The 15,905-nt window shown below is 42.6% G+C and carries 14 protein-coding genes and 1 tRNA gene; 5 read left to right on the top strand and 10 right to left on the bottom strand.

Annotated elements, in window-relative coordinates; translation table 11 throughout:
- Positions 1-87: 87 nt before the first annotated feature.
- Positions 88-161 (bottom strand) — tRNA-Pro (locus tag F824_RS0119485).
- 293 nt (positions 162-454) lie between these two features.
- On the opposite strand from F824_RS0119485, the gene F824_RS0119480 reads away from it, so the two are divergent.
- Positions 455-871 carry a CBS domain-containing protein gene (locus tag F824_RS0119480; protein ID WP_019599617.1) on the top strand — a complete coding sequence of 139 codons (417 nt, stop codon included), beginning with the start codon at positions 455-457 and terminating at the stop codon, positions 869-871.
- 29 nt (positions 872-900) lie between these two features.
- Here F824_RS0119480 and F824_RS27745 read toward each other — a convergent pair whose 3' ends face one another.
- The 7 genes from F824_RS27745 to F824_RS0119440 form a co-directional block, all read right to left on the bottom strand.
- Positions 901-1,119 (bottom strand): hypothetical protein, encoded by a 219-nt coding sequence (locus F824_RS27745; protein WP_019599616.1) that lies wholly within the window; start codon positions 1,117-1,119, stop codon positions 901-903.
- 120 nt (positions 1,120-1,239) lie between these two features.
- The gene (locus tag F824_RS26250) at positions 1,240-1,677 is read right to left on the bottom strand and encodes a DUF4174 domain-containing protein (RefSeq protein WP_019599615.1); all 438 of its coding nucleotides are present in this window, start codon (positions 1,675-1,677) and stop codon (positions 1,240-1,242) included.
- 91 nt (positions 1,678-1,768) lie between these two features.
- The gene (locus F824_RS0119465; RefSeq protein WP_019599614.1) at positions 1,769-3,034 is read right to left on the bottom strand and encodes a metallophosphoesterase; all 1,266 of its coding nucleotides are present in this window, start codon (positions 3,032-3,034) and stop codon (positions 1,769-1,771) included.
- 352 nt (positions 3,035-3,386) lie between these two features.
- Entirely contained in the window at positions 3,387-4,229 is an 843-nt protein-coding gene (locus tag F824_RS0119455; RefSeq protein WP_019599612.1) for a transglutaminase family protein, read from the bottom strand.
- A complete protein-coding gene (locus tag F824_RS0119450; protein WP_019599611.1) occupies positions 4,226-4,978 on the bottom strand; it encodes a peptidase in 753 nt (250 codons plus the stop codon). The genes F824_RS0119455 and F824_RS0119450 overlap by 4 nt, the downstream gene beginning before the upstream one ends.
- On the bottom strand, positions 4,975-5,955 hold the full coding sequence (locus F824_RS0119445) for an alpha-E domain-containing protein (protein ID WP_019599610.1): 981 nt from the start codon (positions 5,953-5,955) through the stop codon (positions 4,975-4,977). The genes F824_RS0119450 and F824_RS0119445 overlap by 4 nt, the downstream gene beginning before the upstream one ends.
- Positions 5,956-5,960: 5 nt before the next feature.
- Positions 5,961-7,388 (bottom strand): circularly permuted type 2 ATP-grasp protein, encoded by a 1,428-nt coding sequence (locus tag F824_RS0119440; protein WP_019599609.1) that lies wholly within the window; start codon positions 7,386-7,388, stop codon positions 5,961-5,963.
- A gap of 782 nt (positions 7,389-8,170) precedes the next feature.
- On the opposite strand from F824_RS0119440, the gene F824_RS26960 reads away from it, so the two are divergent.
- Positions 8,171-8,770 (top strand): hypothetical protein, encoded by a 600-nt coding sequence (locus F824_RS26960; protein ID WP_019599608.1) that lies wholly within the window; start codon positions 8,171-8,173, stop codon positions 8,768-8,770.
- 197 nt (positions 8,771-8,967) lie between these two features.
- On the opposite strand, the gene metG is transcribed toward F824_RS26960, so the two are convergent.
- Positions 8,968-11,028, bottom strand: coding sequence for a methionine--tRNA ligase (gene metG, locus F824_RS0119430; RefSeq protein ID WP_019599607.1), 2,061 nt, complete (start codon positions 11,026-11,028; stop codon positions 8,968-8,970).
- A 271-nt stretch (positions 11,029-11,299) separates the two neighbouring features.
- Positions 11,300-11,932 carry a TetR/AcrR family transcriptional regulator gene (locus tag F824_RS0119425; RefSeq protein ID WP_019599606.1) on the bottom strand — a complete coding sequence of 211 codons (633 nt, stop codon included), beginning with the start codon at positions 11,930-11,932 and terminating at the stop codon, positions 11,300-11,302.
- A 151-nt stretch (positions 11,933-12,083) separates the two neighbouring features.
- On the opposite strand from F824_RS0119425, the gene ligA reads away from it, so the two are divergent.
- The 3 genes from ligA to dapA are packed head-to-tail and all read left to right on the top strand — an operon-like array spanning position 12,084 to position 15,903.
- Complete coding sequence (gene ligA, locus F824_RS0119420; protein WP_019599605.1) at positions 12,084-14,549, top strand: NAD-dependent DNA ligase LigA; 2,466 nt, start codon at positions 12,084-12,086, stop codon at positions 14,547-14,549.
- Positions 14,550-14,551: 2 nt separating this feature from the next.
- Positions 14,552-15,055 (top strand): DUF6913 domain-containing protein, encoded by a 504-nt coding sequence (locus tag F824_RS0119415; RefSeq protein WP_019599604.1) that lies wholly within the window; start codon positions 14,552-14,554, stop codon positions 15,053-15,055.
- On the top strand, positions 15,049-15,903 hold the full coding sequence (gene dapA / locus F824_RS0119410; protein WP_019599603.1) for a 4-hydroxy-tetrahydrodipicolinate synthase: 855 nt from the start codon (positions 15,049-15,051) through the stop codon (positions 15,901-15,903). The genes F824_RS0119415 and dapA overlap by 7 nt, the downstream gene beginning before the upstream one ends.
- The last annotated feature ends 2 nt before the right edge of the window (positions 15,904-15,905 follow it).

Genomic DNA, 15,905 nt, shown 5'->3' with positions numbered 1-15,905 from the left:
TTATATGCAGGGCTGAAATCAACAAAAAGCACAAAACCCAGTGCTACATCCGTACCACTGGGTTTTGTTTTTATTTCAATCAAATTGTCGGAGTGACAGGATTTGAACCTGCGACCTCTCGCCCCCCAGACGAGCACGCTACCGGACTGCGCCACACCCCGATTGAAGATTCGAATTTAAGGGATTCATTCAGAAATCCCATCCAATGTCAAAAAAAAATCCAACTTAAATCTAAGAAGAAAAACCACCGGTGCTTTTCCAAATTGATTGCCAATGCATTAGTAAAACAATTCCGCCCACCAAAAAATCAATATTTCAAAAGCGCGTCGGATATTTTGCTATTTGGGTTTCGATTTCCCATAAAATCAATACAAAAAATGACTTTTATCAGCATTTGTCTTTGTCCCAATGGTTAAATTAGCTGAAACATATTTCAATCAAGAACCACAGTGCCATGAAGAAAAGAGAGCCCGTCAGTACCATCATGACGACCAATGTCTATACCGTTCAGGAAAATGAAACCCTTCAGGATGTAGTCAACATCTTCCGAAAACACAAGATCCGCCATATCCCTGTGCTTTCCGGCAATAAAATATCCGGGATGATCAGCAGGACAGACATCAACCGCTTGACTTTCGGTGCCTTGTTCGACAATCAGGAAGGGTCGGAAGAGGCCATATTGCAGATTCTGAGCATTCCCCAGGTCATGACCTCAAAACTCAAATCCGTCCATGCTGATGATCCCATCAAGGAAGTTGCCGAAATATTTGCCAAGGAAGAATTCCATGCCCTTCCCGTTGTGGAAGGTGAAATACTGAGGGGAATCGTCACCACTACCGATGTGATCAAATACCTCTTGGACCAATATTGATCAAGACAAAATCGACCTCCCAATACTCACTATTTAACAAAAATCACAGTGCTTTCTTTTTTGCAACAAACTTCGCAAAGCTGGGATTCGGGGTGAAGGATGATTGCTTTTCTGAGCGCTTCCTGTTCATTGTTGAAGGGTCCCAAATAATCCCGATCAAAAATCCCAGGCAATTTGGGGCAGTCACGATCATGGACTTCGTTTTTATCTATTAAATTGCTTTTCGTGGATAAATAAAAGAATTTCATTATTTTAAGTTTAAATATGCTTAAATCTAATAAATTCGGAAACATTGAAAAATACCCTGTACAGGGTATTTTTCAATGTTTTAACGTAAAAAATTCTTTTATTATCAATTTAATCCTATTTTAATAATAAATTAGTTGAATAGTAATACTGCTAATTTCTTTTTTTTCAGACACGCGCATCGGCATGGAATCGATAGTTTTGAAAACCAAATCCATGTCTAAGTTTCCTTCTCTTCTCAGCTTAACCCCTCCATCCAGACCTATCAAAACCCAACAGCTTTTGGTGGAACCCATTTGATATCTTTTTTGGAGTTGATCGATTTCATTGAGAGAAAAAGTTTTTTCATGATTCGTAAACGGGGAGCCCTCAAAAACAAAAAGTGCAAGCTTACGGTCTTTCATTTCCAACAAAAGACTGTCCGTGAAGTCCAATTCCTGCTCGCCACCTTCCGGAAAAAACAAGACCACCCTGTTTTTCCATTTCAAATCCTCCAGTTTCAAATCATTATCCTGTCCAGCCATCATCATCATTGCCAATATCATCCAGTATAACCCCATGCAATGAGAACCTTGATTGGTTCAAATTGGTTTGGCAGACCCAATGAATTGTTTTTCAGGCATGTGGCTATTGCCTGTCAAAACGAAAAAATTATTCCATTGAGGAAACGGTCTTGCGAAGCTCAATCACCGTGATCTCAGGCCAAATCCCAACTCTTCCGGAAAAGGCATGAAAACCGAAGCCTCTATTGACATAAAGATACCGCCCATTTTCTTCGGCCAATCCCGCCCAATTCGGATAGCGATACTGGACAGGACTCCACCGGATAATCGGAGTTTCAATCCCAAATTGCATCCCGTGTGTATGCCCGGAAAGCGTCAGGTGAACCTTATTCATGTTTTTCTTGACTTCCTCGTCCCAGTGAGAAGGATCGTGGGAAAGTAAGATTTTGAAATCGGAGGCGGCAGTGTTGGCCAAAGCCTTTTCCAAATCTCCCTTTGCCTTAAAACCAAGCCCCCAGTTCTCCACTCCAAGCAATTGGATGGTTTGTCCGTCTTTTTCAATGACCACGTTTTCATCCAACAAGAGCCGGTAACCAAGTTTTTTGTGTTGGTTTTTCAATTTCAAGAAATTGGCTTCCTTTGCCTCTTTGGTAGACCAGCTGACATAGTCTCCATAATCATGGTTTCCCAAAATAGAAAACTGACCATAGGGAGCCTTGATTTTTTTAAATTGATCCAGCATAGGATCGATCTCCTCTGCTTTATGATTGACCAAATCCCCCGTGAAAACGAAGAGGTCTGATTTTTGGTCAATCGCCAAGTCAATTCCTTTTTGAACAGCATCATAATTGGTAAAACTACCGGAATGGATATCAGAAATCTGGGTGATCGTAAATCCGTCGAAAGCATCAGGCAGATCGTCGAAATAAATGATTTCCCTGTGCACCTTGAAATTGTGTTTTCCTTTGGTCACTCCATAGATGAAACTCGAAAAAGGGATCATGGCTACCACCAAGGCAATCCCGCTTACCCATCTCATCCTTTCCGGAAAACTAAAACCATTGGACCCGTTCACCAGGTAGGTTACTCCAGCCTGAACATTCCTGACAATATCTTCCCCGAAAAGAAAAACGACACAGACCAATTGCGTGACCATCACGGTCAAAAAAACATTGAGGGCCGTTTGGGTTTGTACATTTATTTCGCCCATCTGAAAAATCCTCAGAAAGGTGATCACCAACCAAATGGAAATCCCTCCAAAAATCAACCAATAAGAAACCGCCACAATCTGTTTCATTCGCTCCCCTTCCAAGCCAAATGTGAGGGTTTTGACTGCCTGAAAAACATACCAATTCAGAAAGGTAGAGAAGAGAAAGATGGCGATAAGAAAAATGATGGATCCTAATTGGTTCATAATACTGGGTGCAGATTCTTGTCATATACATCAATTCTGATGAAATGGTTTAAAAAATCAAAGAAAACGCACATTGACAATTTGCTTGGACAACAATTTTTCCAGAATTGAACCCGAAATACGCAATAGGTTTCCAAATGCGATTGAAAGGGAAAGAAAATCAGACTATTTGGAAGATAAATCCCGAATCCAATGGGGTGAAGTTAAAAAAACAGTAATCACCTAATTAATCATCAGTCAATGGTGAAATTGAGTTGGGTGCAATGCATAAAACGGATGGAAACACCTTTAATTTGTCTTGGAAAAAATAGAGTTTCAACCCAGCCCTCAAGCCGAGTTGAAACCGGTTGTATCAAAGCTCCTTCAAAAACACTTCGGAGAAAAGATTTGAGCCCGCTTTTCCTCCATAAGTTCCCATTATTGGGAGTGTATGGGCGGGATGAAAACTGGTCGCCAAGGGAATGTAATTTTGATCGGTCAATAAACCCAAACTCGGATCCAAACCGATCCAACCCGCTCCGGGCAAGAAAACCTCCACCCATCCATGCAATTCATGCCCCTCATCGAGTTCCGGGTTGAAGGCATATCCACTGACAAAACGGGTTGCCAATCCCAGACTCCTGAGCATCTCCATCAGCATCCAGGAAAGGTCCCTGCAGGAACCTTTCTTCTCCTCAAACACTTCCTTGCTGGTCATCAGTCCAGGTTCCTCCCGGATGATATGCTTCCAGTTTTGGTGGATCGAAGCAACCAAGTTCGCCAGAAAGGAGATGTGGTCGCTTGATTGTGCCATGATGTCCTTGGCAAAAGGCACAAGACGGGCTCCATCCTCTCCCCCAGTTCTGTAAAGTGCCAAAGTCTCCAAATAATAGCTTGGATAAGCAAAATAATCAAATGGGAAACTCAAGCCAGCCTGTAGAATAAAGGCATAGGGATTGAAATCTCCGATTTCCAAGGTCAACTTGGACCTGATTTCCAACTGATCGGTTTCGGTCTTGAACCAAGTTTGGTAATAGGGATTGCCCTCTGCACTAATCCTTTCATGGATCCCCATGGGGTTGGGAGAAATTTCCAATTGGCTGTCCAATGTTTTGAAATAACTGCGCTGCTGTGGGATCAGGTAAAGGTCGTGGGGATTGAGCGGAACCCGCTCCTCATAGGTGTAGCGACTGAGGTGGTCTATCTGGATTTTCATGAGGCAGTGATTGGAACCATGGGAGCAACTTCATCCAAAAATGCCTTTTTCATCACCTCCGTAGGCAATTCCCTGATCGCTTCCTTTATCCTGTTGTTCCAAAAAGCGGAAATATGCTCCATCTCCGACCTTTCGAACCGTTGTTCTTTTATCTTATACCTGTCATTTTCGAGGACGACCGTATCAATGGGGAAATCGACATCATTGGCCGAAATCCGAGTGGCATCAAAGGAAAGGAAGGCACATTTGAGGGCGTAATCCAAGGAATCATCATAACTCAGGGACCTACGTAAAACCGGATTTCCCGCACCTGTATTACCAATGATCACGAAAGGTGTCCCCTTCCTGATCTCAATCCAATTGCCCTGGGGATAAAGCAGATACAATTTGGGTTCCTTGTCATTCTCCAACTGGCCTCCAATTATGGAATAAAGGTTGAAGGACAAGCCGCTTTTTTCGAGCTGCTCACCATCTTCCTTCGCCACCCTTTTGATTTGGTCGCCAAATTCATTCACCGCCTTGTACAGCTTGTTGAAACTTTCATCCTGATCCTCGATCACTTCGGTAAAGTAGGTGATGGCCTTATCCCGAACCGACCTCAGACCGGAGGTCATGATGAAAAAGGAATGTTTTTCCCTGTTGACGGTGTATACTTTTTTTGAAGTAGTCGTTTCGTTACCGGATGTAATCCGGGTATCGGAAAGCCCGACCAAACCGTATTTGGTTTTAATTCCTAGACAAAAGGTCATTCCTGTTCGTTCGTTTGAGACACAAAGTTATCCTTAATTTGAAAGAAATTGGAATCGATCTTGTTGGAAACCTGATTTATTTTCACCTGAAGGTCATCCAGATATTCGTGGAGGCCAATCTCAATCACATCATTGACATCGGCATATTCCAACTTGGATCTCAATTCTCCCATGGCTTTTTCAGCACTGTTTCTGAAACCGCTTTCCATTCCACCTGAGATTTTGGAAAGACAGTTTTCGGCCTCTCGAAGGCAGTAAAAAACCGATCTGGGGAAATACTTGTTGAAGATCAGAAACTCCACCACACCGGAAGGATCGATGTTGCCATATAGCCTTCGGTAGGTATTGAAAGCTGTAACGGATTTCAGCAACGCTGTCCAATGCAGGAAATCCAAGGGAGATCCGATCATGTTGGGTGAAGGAAGTAAAATATGGTATTTCACGTCCAAGATCCTACTGGTCTTGTCCGCCCTTTCGAGATACATGCCCAATTGGCGGAAATACCAGCCTTCAGTCCTGGCGACGGTACTTTCAGCCAAACCATACAAGAGCAGGATTTGGTTTTTGACCCGTTCAAAAAACATCCGTGGATCTTCTTTTTTCCAATCCTTGATTTCTGATTTTTCTTTGATGAAATGATACAGCTCATTCAGTTTTTCCCAAGTCTCCTTGGTTAGGTTTTCCCTGATGATCCTTGCATTTTCCCGGGCCATGGTGATGGAGGAAAAAATGGAGTTTGAATTTTCCAAATCGAACACCATGAAGTGGATGACATTTTTGCTGTCAAAATTCTTGTATTTGGATAAGTACAAAGCACTGTCTCCGGATGTCATGATCAAAGGTTCCCACTGCTCCTTCATGTCCTGGGGCAAATCCAGCATCAGGTTGAAATTCACATCTATAAATCGGGCATAATTCTCAGCCCGCTCCAAATATCGACCTAGCCAATAGATGGAATTTGCGACTCTACTTAGCATATCTCTTATTTATATAAAACCCAGGTATCTTTACTTCCTCCACCTTGGGAACTGTTCACGACCAATGAGCCCTTCTTCAATGCCACGCGCGTCAATGCGCCTGGAATCACTTCTATTTCGTTGCCATACAAAATGTAAGGCCTCAAATCCACATGTCTCCCATCCAATCCCTCATCTGTCAATGTTGGGACGGTAGAAAGGGACAAAGTGGGCTGCGCAATGTAATTTGTGGGGTTCTCACGGATCAGTTTTCTGAATTTCTCATGCTCCTCCTTGTCGGCTTTGGGACCGATCAACATGCCGTATCCACCAGCTGCATTGGTTTCCTTCACCACCAAATGTTCGATGTTTTCCAAGACATAATTCCTATCCTCTTCCTCTCGGCACAAATAGGTAGGCACATTGTTCAATATCGGTTCCTCTCCAAGATAGTATTTGATGATCTTGGGCACATAGGAATAGACAGCCTTGTCATCGGCAACACCTGTACCTGGCGCATTTGCGATGGCAATGTTTCCTGCCTTGTAGGCTTCGAATATTCCCGGTATTCCCAGCATGGAATCGGGATTAAAAGCCGTCGGGTCCAAAAATGTGTCATCAATCCTCCTGTACAAAACATCGATCTGTTTCAAACCCTTGGTCGTTTGCATATAGACCTTTTTGTCTTTGACAATCAAATCCATTCCGGAAACCAACTCAACGCCCATTTGCAAGGCAAGATAAGAGTGCTCAAAGTATGCGGAATTGTGAATCCCCGGCGTCAAGACGCCTACCACCGGCTTAGGCTTGTCGGACAGGAATTGAAGCATGTTCAACAACTTTGCCGGATAATCCGACACGGGCATCACGCCCAATTTGTTAAAAAGTTCCGGATAGGCTCTTTTGATGATCTCCCGACTTTCCAACATGTAAGAAACCCCGGAAGGACATCTGAGGTTGTCCTCGAGAATGTAGTAAGCCCCGCTTTTATCCCTGACAAGATCGGTTCCGGTGATATGGCACCAAATCCCTTTTGGAGGAGTAAGCCCGATGCAGGGCTTCAGATAATCCTTGCTGTTGAGGATAAGGTCGGCAGGGATGATCTCGTCTTTCAATATTCTTTGCTCATTGTAGATGTCCTGGAGGAACATGTTGAGCGCCTGGATCCTTTGTTTCAAGCCGGCTTCAAGTATTTTCCACTCGGAATTTGGGATGATCCTTGGTACAATATCCAGGTGAAGGATTTTCTCCACGCCTTGATTGTCATGGTAAACATTGAATGTCATGCCCATGGCCACCTGTGTCTTATCTGCCGCAAACTGCAACTGGGACATTTTTTTGGTCGAGGTCTTATTCAATAGCTCTAAAAATTCATTGTAGTGCGGCCTGCAATTCCCGTCAGCGCCGAACATTTCGTCGAAATGATCTCCAACCTTGTACTTGTTTGTTTCCATAATTTATTCTTTGGGTTGAAAAAAAGCGTGTTCGTGCATAATATAAAGGCTTTTTAATTTTACTTCAAAAAATATCACCCATTATTATCAAAAAAACATTTATTCTTGAGTTTTTTGGTTAAAAAAAAGAATAACATTTTGAAAATAACGAAATCAATAATTTTTAATGCCCTTTAACATTTTTGTAAATACCTCAAAATTGATGGATGAAAAAAATTGAGGCCGGCATAATACCATATTTAAAACAGAGATGACTCGCGATTGTTTAACTCAATAATTAGAAAGAGCAAAAGCAAGGAGTTTTCCAAAAAAGAAATTTGATTTTTGATATACCTTAACCGCAATTTTTAAAGTAAAAGCCTAAAAAAGAGGACTTAATAGATGAAAGATTTAATATTTCTTGAGGTTACCAAAGCTTAAAAACCTTTAACTAGGCATCTGAAATTGATTTCATGTTCAAATTGAATAAACTTTAAAGAGATTATCAAGTATTCCTAAAGTTTTTATTGAAAAAAATTTGATGTTCAACTAAAAATAACATGCTCAAAACAAATCCCAAAAAAAATTAAATAATCACATATTTTAAACCGAATTATGTTCCATAATTAGTTTTTTTAGTTAATAATAGTGGTTCTAATAATTCGTAAAAATACCCTGTTTAGGGTATTTTTTTGTATCCTTTTTTTTAGTTTCTTGCGACATCTATTTTAGTTCAAAAAAGAGGGGTAAGTAATTTTTTTTTACCACCCGAAATTATTCAGAAAAAAAACAAATTAAAAAACATGAAAAAGCTAGAAGTATTATTGTTACTGATTTTTATTTCAATTCAAGTACACGCTCAGGATGTACTAACTAAAAAAAATGGAGAAGACATTATTGTGAAAGTGCTAGAAATCGGGCAAACTGAAATAAAATACAAAATGTTTAATAATACAGAAGGACCAACCTTTTCAATTCTAAAATCAGATGTTGTAATGGTCCAATATGAAAACGGTACTCGTAGTATCTTTGCAAATGAAAATCAGAGTTCTCATTCTGAGGTGAAAAGTGGAGATCTTTACGTGAATGGTCAACGAGACGCTTCCATTTATTACAAAGGATATAAACCTGCCGGAACTGGAACGCTTTTCACTACTTTGCTTTTTTCTCCTTTAGTTGGATTAATTCCAGCATTAATCACCAGTTCAACTGAACCAAAAGAGGCGAATCTTGGATTTCCAAATTCTGAACTAATGGATCAATCGGAATATTATAGAGGTTATACCCAAAAATCAAAAAAAATTAAAAGTGGGAAAGTTTGGAAAAACTGGGGAATAGGATTTGGGATTACAGTTATAACTGTTGTTGCTCTTACACAAGCTGATATAGTTTATTTTTACTGATATTTGGATTAAAAAAAATATTCACTCTTTAGACCCTTGAAGTCGAAAAGTAAAAATATTCTTTAAATAATATCATCACTCTAAAAAATCCCTAATTAGAAATTGGACTTTATCTACTGATTCGAATTTGCACACAAAAAAACCTTTGCAGTCCCGAAAGACTGCAAAGGTTTATACTTTGATTCCAAGAATAATTATTAGCTGATCGTGGAGCCGTTTCCAGTCGCTTGATTCGGATGCAAGAGTCTCAAGGAGCCGTCCTTGTCCTCTGCCATCAAAATCATCCCTTCGGAATCAATCCCCATCATTTTTCTTGGGGCAAGGTTGATCAGCATCGTCACCTGTTTGCCGATCAGATCCTCAGGCTTGAAATGTTCTGCAATGCCACTCAATACCGTTTTCTTTCCCAATCCCGTCTCTACCGTGAGCTTCAGGAGTTTCTTGGATTTCGGCATCGGTTCTGCATGCAAGACAGTCACCACCCGCATGTCCAACTTGCCAAAGTCATCAAAGGAAATGATGTCTTTCATCGGAGCAACCTGTACATTTTCGAGTTCGTTTTTCTTCTTTGCTTCCAGCAGTTTCTGCACTTGGGCTTCCACCACATCATCTTCAATTTTCTCAAACAACAAAGCCGCAGGATTGATGATGTGTCCGTAACCCAAAATCCCGGTATCGCCAGCCTTGGTCCAATTCAAATCCTTCAGATTGAACATCTCATAAATCTTTGCAGCCGTAAAAGGCAAAAAGGGTTCTGCTACTATGGCGACATTGGCAGCAATGTTCAGGGCGATATTCAGAATCGTTCCCGTTCGGGCTTTGTCCTCCTTGATCACCTTCCAGGGCTCGGTGTCCGCCAGGTATTTGTTTCCCAACCTGCAAAAATCCATCACGAAGCTAAGTGCTTCCCTAAACCGATACCGCTCGATCGAGGCGGCTATTTTATCAGGAAAACCCTGTAAGGTTTCCATTACTTCCCGGTCATGGGCCGTCAGGTTTTCTGCCTCTGGGACGATTCCTTCAAAATATTTATGGGTGAGCACGACTGCCCTATTCACAAAATTCCCAAGAATCGCCACCAATTCTGAATTGTTTCTGGACTGAAAATCCTTCCAGGTAAAATCATTGTCCTTGGTTTCCGGCGCATTGGCGGTCAATACGTACCGCAACACATCTTGTTTTCCCGGGAATTCGGCCAGATACTCATGCAACCAAACCGCCCAATTTCTGGAAGTGGAGATCTTGTCCCCTTCCAGGTTCAGGAATTCATTGGCTGGGACGTTGTCCGGGAGGATATACCCGCCGTGGGTTTTTAGAATCGCAGGAAAAACGATGCAATGGAAAACGATATTGTCTTTGCCGATGAAGTGGACCAATTTGGTATCCTCATCTTTCCAGTAAGGCTCCCAATCGATGCCTTTTTCTGCTGCCCATTCTTTGGTAGAGGAAATGTAGCCGATGGGTGCATCAAACCATACATAGAGCACTTTGCCTTCTGCGCCTTCCACCGGAACGGGTATTCCCCAATCCATGTCCCGGGTCATCGACCTGGCCTGAAGCCCATCACCGGCTTCCAACCATGACCGACATTGTCCCAACACATTGTTTTTCCAATCGTGCTGATGCTCTTCCAGGATCCATTGTTTCAAAAAATCCGTGTAGCGGGCCAAATCCAAGAACCAATGTTTAGTTTCTTTGAGAATAGGGACACTTCCGCTCAATTTAGATCTGGGATTAATCAGCTCCGTTGGACTGAGGGAACTCCCACATTTTTCACACTGATCGCCGTAGGCACTTTCATAACCACATTTGGGACAGGTCCCTTCTATGTATCGATCAGCCAAAAATTGTCCGGCTTCCTCGTCAAAATATTGCTCTGTTGTTTGTTCCAGAAATTCACCTTTGCCATAGAGATCCTTGAAAAATCCGGAAGCAGTTTCGTGGTGGATCGGTGCTGAGGTTCTCGAATAATGGTCAAAACTGATCCCAAACTCCTGGAAACTTTCCTTCATCATCGTATGGTAGCGGTCCACCACTTCCTGTGGTGTGACCCCCTCTTTCCGCGCTTTGATCGTGATGGCGACTCCGTGTTCGTCCGAACCGCTGACATACACGACATCTTTGCCCAATGACCTGAGATACCTGACATAAATATCTGAGGGAATATAACATCCGGCAAGATGCCCGATATGCAAGGGCCCATTGGCATAAGGCAAAGCAGAAGTAACCGTATATCTTTTGAATTCTTTATTTTTCATCATTTGCAAAGATAGGTAAATTGAAGGAATTGGGTGGTTAAACCCGTTTTATGCAATACGAACTCAATTTTACATTGTCATTGACAGCTCATCAATCAGGCTTGACTAATTACGACTCCACACCCTTTTGATATCATCAATTATTCTCCAACAGTCAAATTTTCTTTCCCTTTCAATCCCATTTGGAAATCGATTGCATCTAACTTGCGTCAAGTTGGCTGCCTTACGTTACTTTTTCCAAGTCTTGGAATTCGGGTTAAAGAATCGGGAATCAGGCCCCTTGGAGTTCTTTTCGGGCATCTTCAGTTAAAATCCCCTGATAGATCATGTTGATCACTTGATCAAAAATATCGGCGGTGTTCAAATTCAGATTTTCTTTGATTTCCTTGGGAAATTGGGCCAAGAATGTGGGATCAATTAGATTCTGAATCGCAGAGGCATAGACCAATACAATCAAGCTTTTGTTGACATTTGCCGAGACAAAACCCTTTTCGATGCCTTCTTGAATCAGCTTTTGGAAACGAAGAAATGCGGATTCCCTGATATAATCCTGTAGTTCCTTCCAGATTTCGGGCGCATGCTCTCTCAAATCCTGCAACAGCACATGATTGATTGGCGCCAGGTCGTTGGCAATCACGGTCAACATTGATTTTAATTTCACAGTGAAGGGAATGTGCCTGTTTTCCACCAGGGTTTCCACTTTAAGTGTCAGCCGTGTTTTCAATTGCTCAAATGCCGCAGCCAAGAGCTCCATTTTCCCTTCAAAGTGTTTGTAAAGGGTCTTTTTGCTCATCGCCAATTCTTGGGCAATGTCATCCATGGTGGTGTTTTTATATCCTTGTTTTAAAAATAACTTGTAGGATATATCCAATATTTTGGACTCGATGTCTATCTTTTTACGCATTGGTTTCGAATAGTGGGCAAATATAGAAAAACCATTTTATTTCCCCCATTCAAATAAATTAAGCTCCCGCACACCTTAATACTTGGTGATTCCTTTCCCAAGTCTTAATTTTGGTTATTGTCTTTGCCTAATCAAGAATTCAAAGCATTTTATGACGCCAGACCAAGCCAAAGCTAGGATTGCCCAGCTTACAGAACAGATCAACTACCACAATTTTCTCTACTACCAGGAGGACAAAACCGCGATCTCGGATTTGGAATTCGATCAATTGCTGGAGGAATTGATCCGACTGGAACTGGAATTTCCTGAATTTCTCTCCCCCGACAGCCCCAGTCAACGCGTGGGTGGAGCCATCACCAAGGACTTTGAGACCGCGGAGCATGAATTCAAGATGCTCTCACTCGGCAATACCTATTCGGAAGAAGAGCTTTTGGCTTTTGATGAGCGTGTGGCAAAAGGACTCGACAGCAGGCGATACAGCTATTTCTGTGAGTTGAAATTTGATGGGGTGGCGATCAGCTTGGTCTACGAAAAAGGCAAACTGATCCGAGCCGTGACGCGGGGCGACGGTACACGCGGGGATGTGATCACCGAAAACATCAAGACCATCAAAAATATCCCTCTTCATATCAAAGGTGAAAACATTCCGGAAAAACTGGAGGTGCGTGGAGAGATATTCCTGCCACGAAGGGAATTTGACAAAATCAATGCGGAGCGGGAAGCCAATGGAGATCCATTGCTGGCCAATCCAAGGAATGCAGCCTCCGGAACGGTCAAGATGCAGGACAGCGGCTTGGTGGCCAAAAGGAAACTCAATTGTTATTTCTATCAGATGCTGGGGGATGATATCGGCGTCAATTTCCACGACGAGGCCATCCATTTGATGGAAAAATGGGGATTCAACGTTTCCCCTACCTACAAAAAATGTGAGAACGTCCAGGAGGTCCTCCAATACATCGAAAGCTGGAGAGACAAAAGACATACGCTCCCACTCGACATCGATGGCGTGGTTTTGAAAATCAACGATTTCGACCAAAGGGAAGAATTGGGATTTACAGCCAAAACTCCCCGCTGGGCGATTGCCTATAAATACCAGGCGGAGAGTGCCGAAAGTGAGTTGCTTTCGATCACCTATCAAGTGGGAAGAACAGGCGCCATCACCCCGGTGGCCAATCTTGCCCCTGTAAAACTTGCCGGCACCACTGTAAAACGCGCTTCCCTCCACAATGCCAATGAAATCGAACGCCTCGGACTCTATGAGGGAGATACCGTCCTTGTCGAAAAAGGTGGGGAAATCATCCCAAAAATCACCGCTGTGGTTTTGAAAAAAAGAAAACCGGACGCAAAACCCATTCAATACATTGAACATTGTCCGGAATGTGGAACCCTTTTGGAACGAAAAGAAACCGAGGCCAAACATTCCTGTCCCAATGCCCAAAACTGTCCTCCACAGATTCTGGGTAGAATCGAGCATTTTGTCCACAAAAGGGCAATGGATATCGATTCGATGGGAACCGAAAGGATCAGGGCATTGATCGATCAGGATTACATTTCCAATCCCGCCGACATCTATGATTTGGAAGCCAAAAAAGACCAACTATTAGGATTGGAAATGAATCAGGACCAGTACCAAAAAACAGAGGAAGGACTCCTTTATATTGCCTTGCACAAGGCGCTTTTTGGGCTTACGGAAGGGATTTCTTTGACAGAGATCAAAGATTTCTTGGAAAAACAGAAGGATTCTTCCCTTTTCGAAACCTTGAAATCCTTTCAAACCTACATTCGGGAGAGCAACAAAAAAGTTGCTCAAAATGTCGGCACCATCCAAAGACTTGAAGAATTATTGACCGAAGCAAAACTCCCTGCGATGGAAGATTTTGTTCCCGTTCCTCTCGTTTTGTTCCTATTGACTGGAAAACAAATCGACCTGCCCGAATTGGTTCAACAATGCAAGCAAGAAAGTACAGTCCATAGCATTTTGCTAAAGCTCAATCTGGAACTTAACGACGAACAAAATGCACGCATCAAAAAACTGAAATCCAACACCTTCCAAGCGGGCGTCATTTCGAACATGATCGAGGGGATCAACACTTCCAAAAATCAGCCATTCGAAAAAGTTCTTTTTGGGCTGGGCATCCGGAATATCGGTGAAAACACCGCTCAAATCCTCGCCCGACACTTCAAAAACATCGATGCTTTGAAATCGGCAAGCATGCAGGACCTTTTGGAAATCAACGGAATCGGGGAAATCGTGGCCCAAAGCATACAAGATTTCTTTTCCCAAGAAGAAAACAACCAAATCATTGCAAGATTACGGGAAAAAGGGATCAAATTTGAAATTGTCGAAGCTGTAAAAACCATTTTAGGTCATCAACTGGAGGGCATGAAAATCCTTGCTTCCGGGAAACTCAACCATTTCAAAAGAGATGAGATCGTTGATTTTATCGAAGCCAACGGGGGTCAGTATGTAAAAGCGGTTTCCAAAAACCTGGACTTCATCATAGAAGGAGAGGATATGGGCCCGAGCAAAAAAGAAAAAGCAAAAAAACTTGGACTCAAAATGATTTCTGAAGCTGAATTTTTGGAATTGGTCAATGGGAATGCCCAAAATCGATAAACATGAAATGGATCAAAGACCGAATGACCGAATGGCAATTGACAAAAAAGCTGCAACTAAAAGAGTCCAAGGAGATAAAAATTCCTGAGCAATTTAGGTGTATCGGCATTTTGGCCAATTCGGAATCCGAGTTTTTGGAAACCAAGGAGGTTGTCCGTGAATTGTGGAGTTATAAGGTGAGGATCATCGGTCTTTTTTACTCTGAGGAACCCAGCAGACTTATCGAAGCATTTTCTAGCCAGCATTTCACGTTTTGGGGTCATCCCTCTGACTACTTCAATGAATTTAAATTGGAAAACATGGATTTTATTTTGGTTCCTTCTTTACACCTTAATCCATATTTGCGTTATTTGCTCCTCGAAAATCAAAGTGGGTTCAAAATCGGGTTCTATTCAAAGGAAAACGAACCCTACTTGGATTTTATGCTTGGCCAGGATGAAGAAGATCTAGGCTCCAATGTCCACCATTTATTAGATTATCTAAAGAAAATCAAAGAAGCATGTTAAATTTAAATGGTACGGGAGTTGCACTTATTACCCCATTTCACGCAGACCTGAGCATCGATTTTGACGGATTGAAAAATGTCATCAATCATGTCATTCGTGGAGAGGTAGATTATTTGGTGGTCATGGGTACTACCGGAGAGTCCGCCACCTTGTCTAAGCAGGAAAAAGAACAGGTTTTGAAATCCTCCTTGGAGTTCAATGCCAACCGCCTCCCGATCGTTTACGGAATTGGAGGGAACAATACCCAAGCCGTATTGGATGAAATCAAAGCCACTGACTTTTCAGGGATTTCTGCAATTCTTTCCGTAAGCCCATACTACAACAAGCCACCACAAGCTGGAATTATCGCCCATTATACAGCGATTGCGGATGCATGTCCGGTTCCCGTCATTCTATACAATGTACCCGGACGTACGATGTCAAACATGACCGCCTCGACCACGCTTGCCCTGGCCCAACATCCGAATATCATCGGCATGAAGGAAGCCAGTGGAAATATGGAACAGTGCATGGCCATCGCTGCCGGAAAACCCCAAGATTTTTCTTTGATCTCTGGGGACGACATGCTCACCACCGCCATGCGGTCCATTGGTGCCATCGGTGTCATCTCCGTTTTGGCAAACGCCTATCCGGAAACCTTCAAAAACATCAGCCATGGAGAACTCGAACTCTCTCGGAAAGCGACTTTCAGTCTCCTCAACCTGAATCCACTGATGTATGAAGAAAGCAATCCTGTGGGTCTGAAATGTCTGATGCAGGAATTGGGCATATGCTGGGACGCAGTCCGTTTGCCTTTGGTGAAAGCGACTGAATCCCTCAGAGAAAAAATTGCGGCAAATTTAATTTAGCA

It is taken from the genome of Rhodonellum psychrophilum GCM71 = DSM 17998, assembly GCF_000381545.1.
GTDB classification, from domain to species: domain Bacteria; phylum Bacteroidota; class Bacteroidia; order Cytophagales; family Cyclobacteriaceae; genus Rhodonellum; species Rhodonellum psychrophilum.
The sequence above is the reverse complement of the archived record's forward strand: the minus strand, read 5'-3'. Positions and strand labels throughout refer to the sequence as shown.

Coding starts and splice junctions, on each gene's coding strand:
- F824_RS0119480 (WP_019599617.1), top strand. CDS start 455: ATGAAGAAAAGAGAGCCCGTCAGTACCATCATGACGACCAATGTCTAT.
- F824_RS27745 (WP_019599616.1), bottom strand. CDS start 1,119: ATGAAATTCTTTTATTTATCCACGAAAAGCAATTTAATAGATAAAAAC.
- F824_RS26250 (WP_019599615.1), bottom strand. CDS start 1,677: ATGGGGTTATACTGGATGATATTGGCAATGATGATGATGGCTGGACAG.
- F824_RS0119465 (WP_019599614.1), bottom strand. CDS start 3,034: ATGAACCAATTAGGATCCATCATTTTTCTTATCGCCATCTTTCTCTTC.
- F824_RS0119455 (WP_019599612.1), bottom strand. CDS start 4,229: ATGAAAATCCAGATAGACCACCTCAGTCGCTACACCTATGAGGAGCGG.
- F824_RS0119450 (WP_019599611.1), bottom strand. CDS start 4,978: ATGACCTTTTGTCTAGGAATTAAAACCAAATACGGTTTGGTCGGGCTT.
- F824_RS0119445 (WP_019599610.1), bottom strand. CDS start 5,955: ATGCTAAGTAGAGTCGCAAATTCCATCTATTGGCTAGGTCGATATTTG.
- F824_RS0119440 (WP_019599609.1), bottom strand. CDS start 7,388: ATGGAAACAAACAAGTACAAGGTTGGAGATCATTTCGACGAAATGTTC.
- F824_RS26960 (WP_019599608.1), top strand. CDS start 8,171: ATGAAAAAGCTAGAAGTATTATTGTTACTGATTTTTATTTCAATTCAA.
- metG (WP_019599607.1), bottom strand. CDS start 11,028: ATGAAAAATAAAGAATTCAAAAGATATACGGTTACTTCTGCTTTGCCT.
- F824_RS0119425 (WP_019599606.1), bottom strand. CDS start 11,932: ATGCGTAAAAAGATAGACATCGAGTCCAAAATATTGGATATATCCTAC.
- ligA (WP_019599605.1), top strand. CDS start 12,084: ATGACGCCAGACCAAGCCAAAGCTAGGATTGCCCAGCTTACAGAACAG.
- F824_RS0119415 (WP_019599604.1), top strand. CDS start 14,552: ATGAAATGGATCAAAGACCGAATGACCGAATGGCAATTGACAAAAAAG.
- dapA (WP_019599603.1), top strand. CDS start 15,049: ATGTTAAATTTAAATGGTACGGGAGTTGCACTTATTACCCCATTTCAC.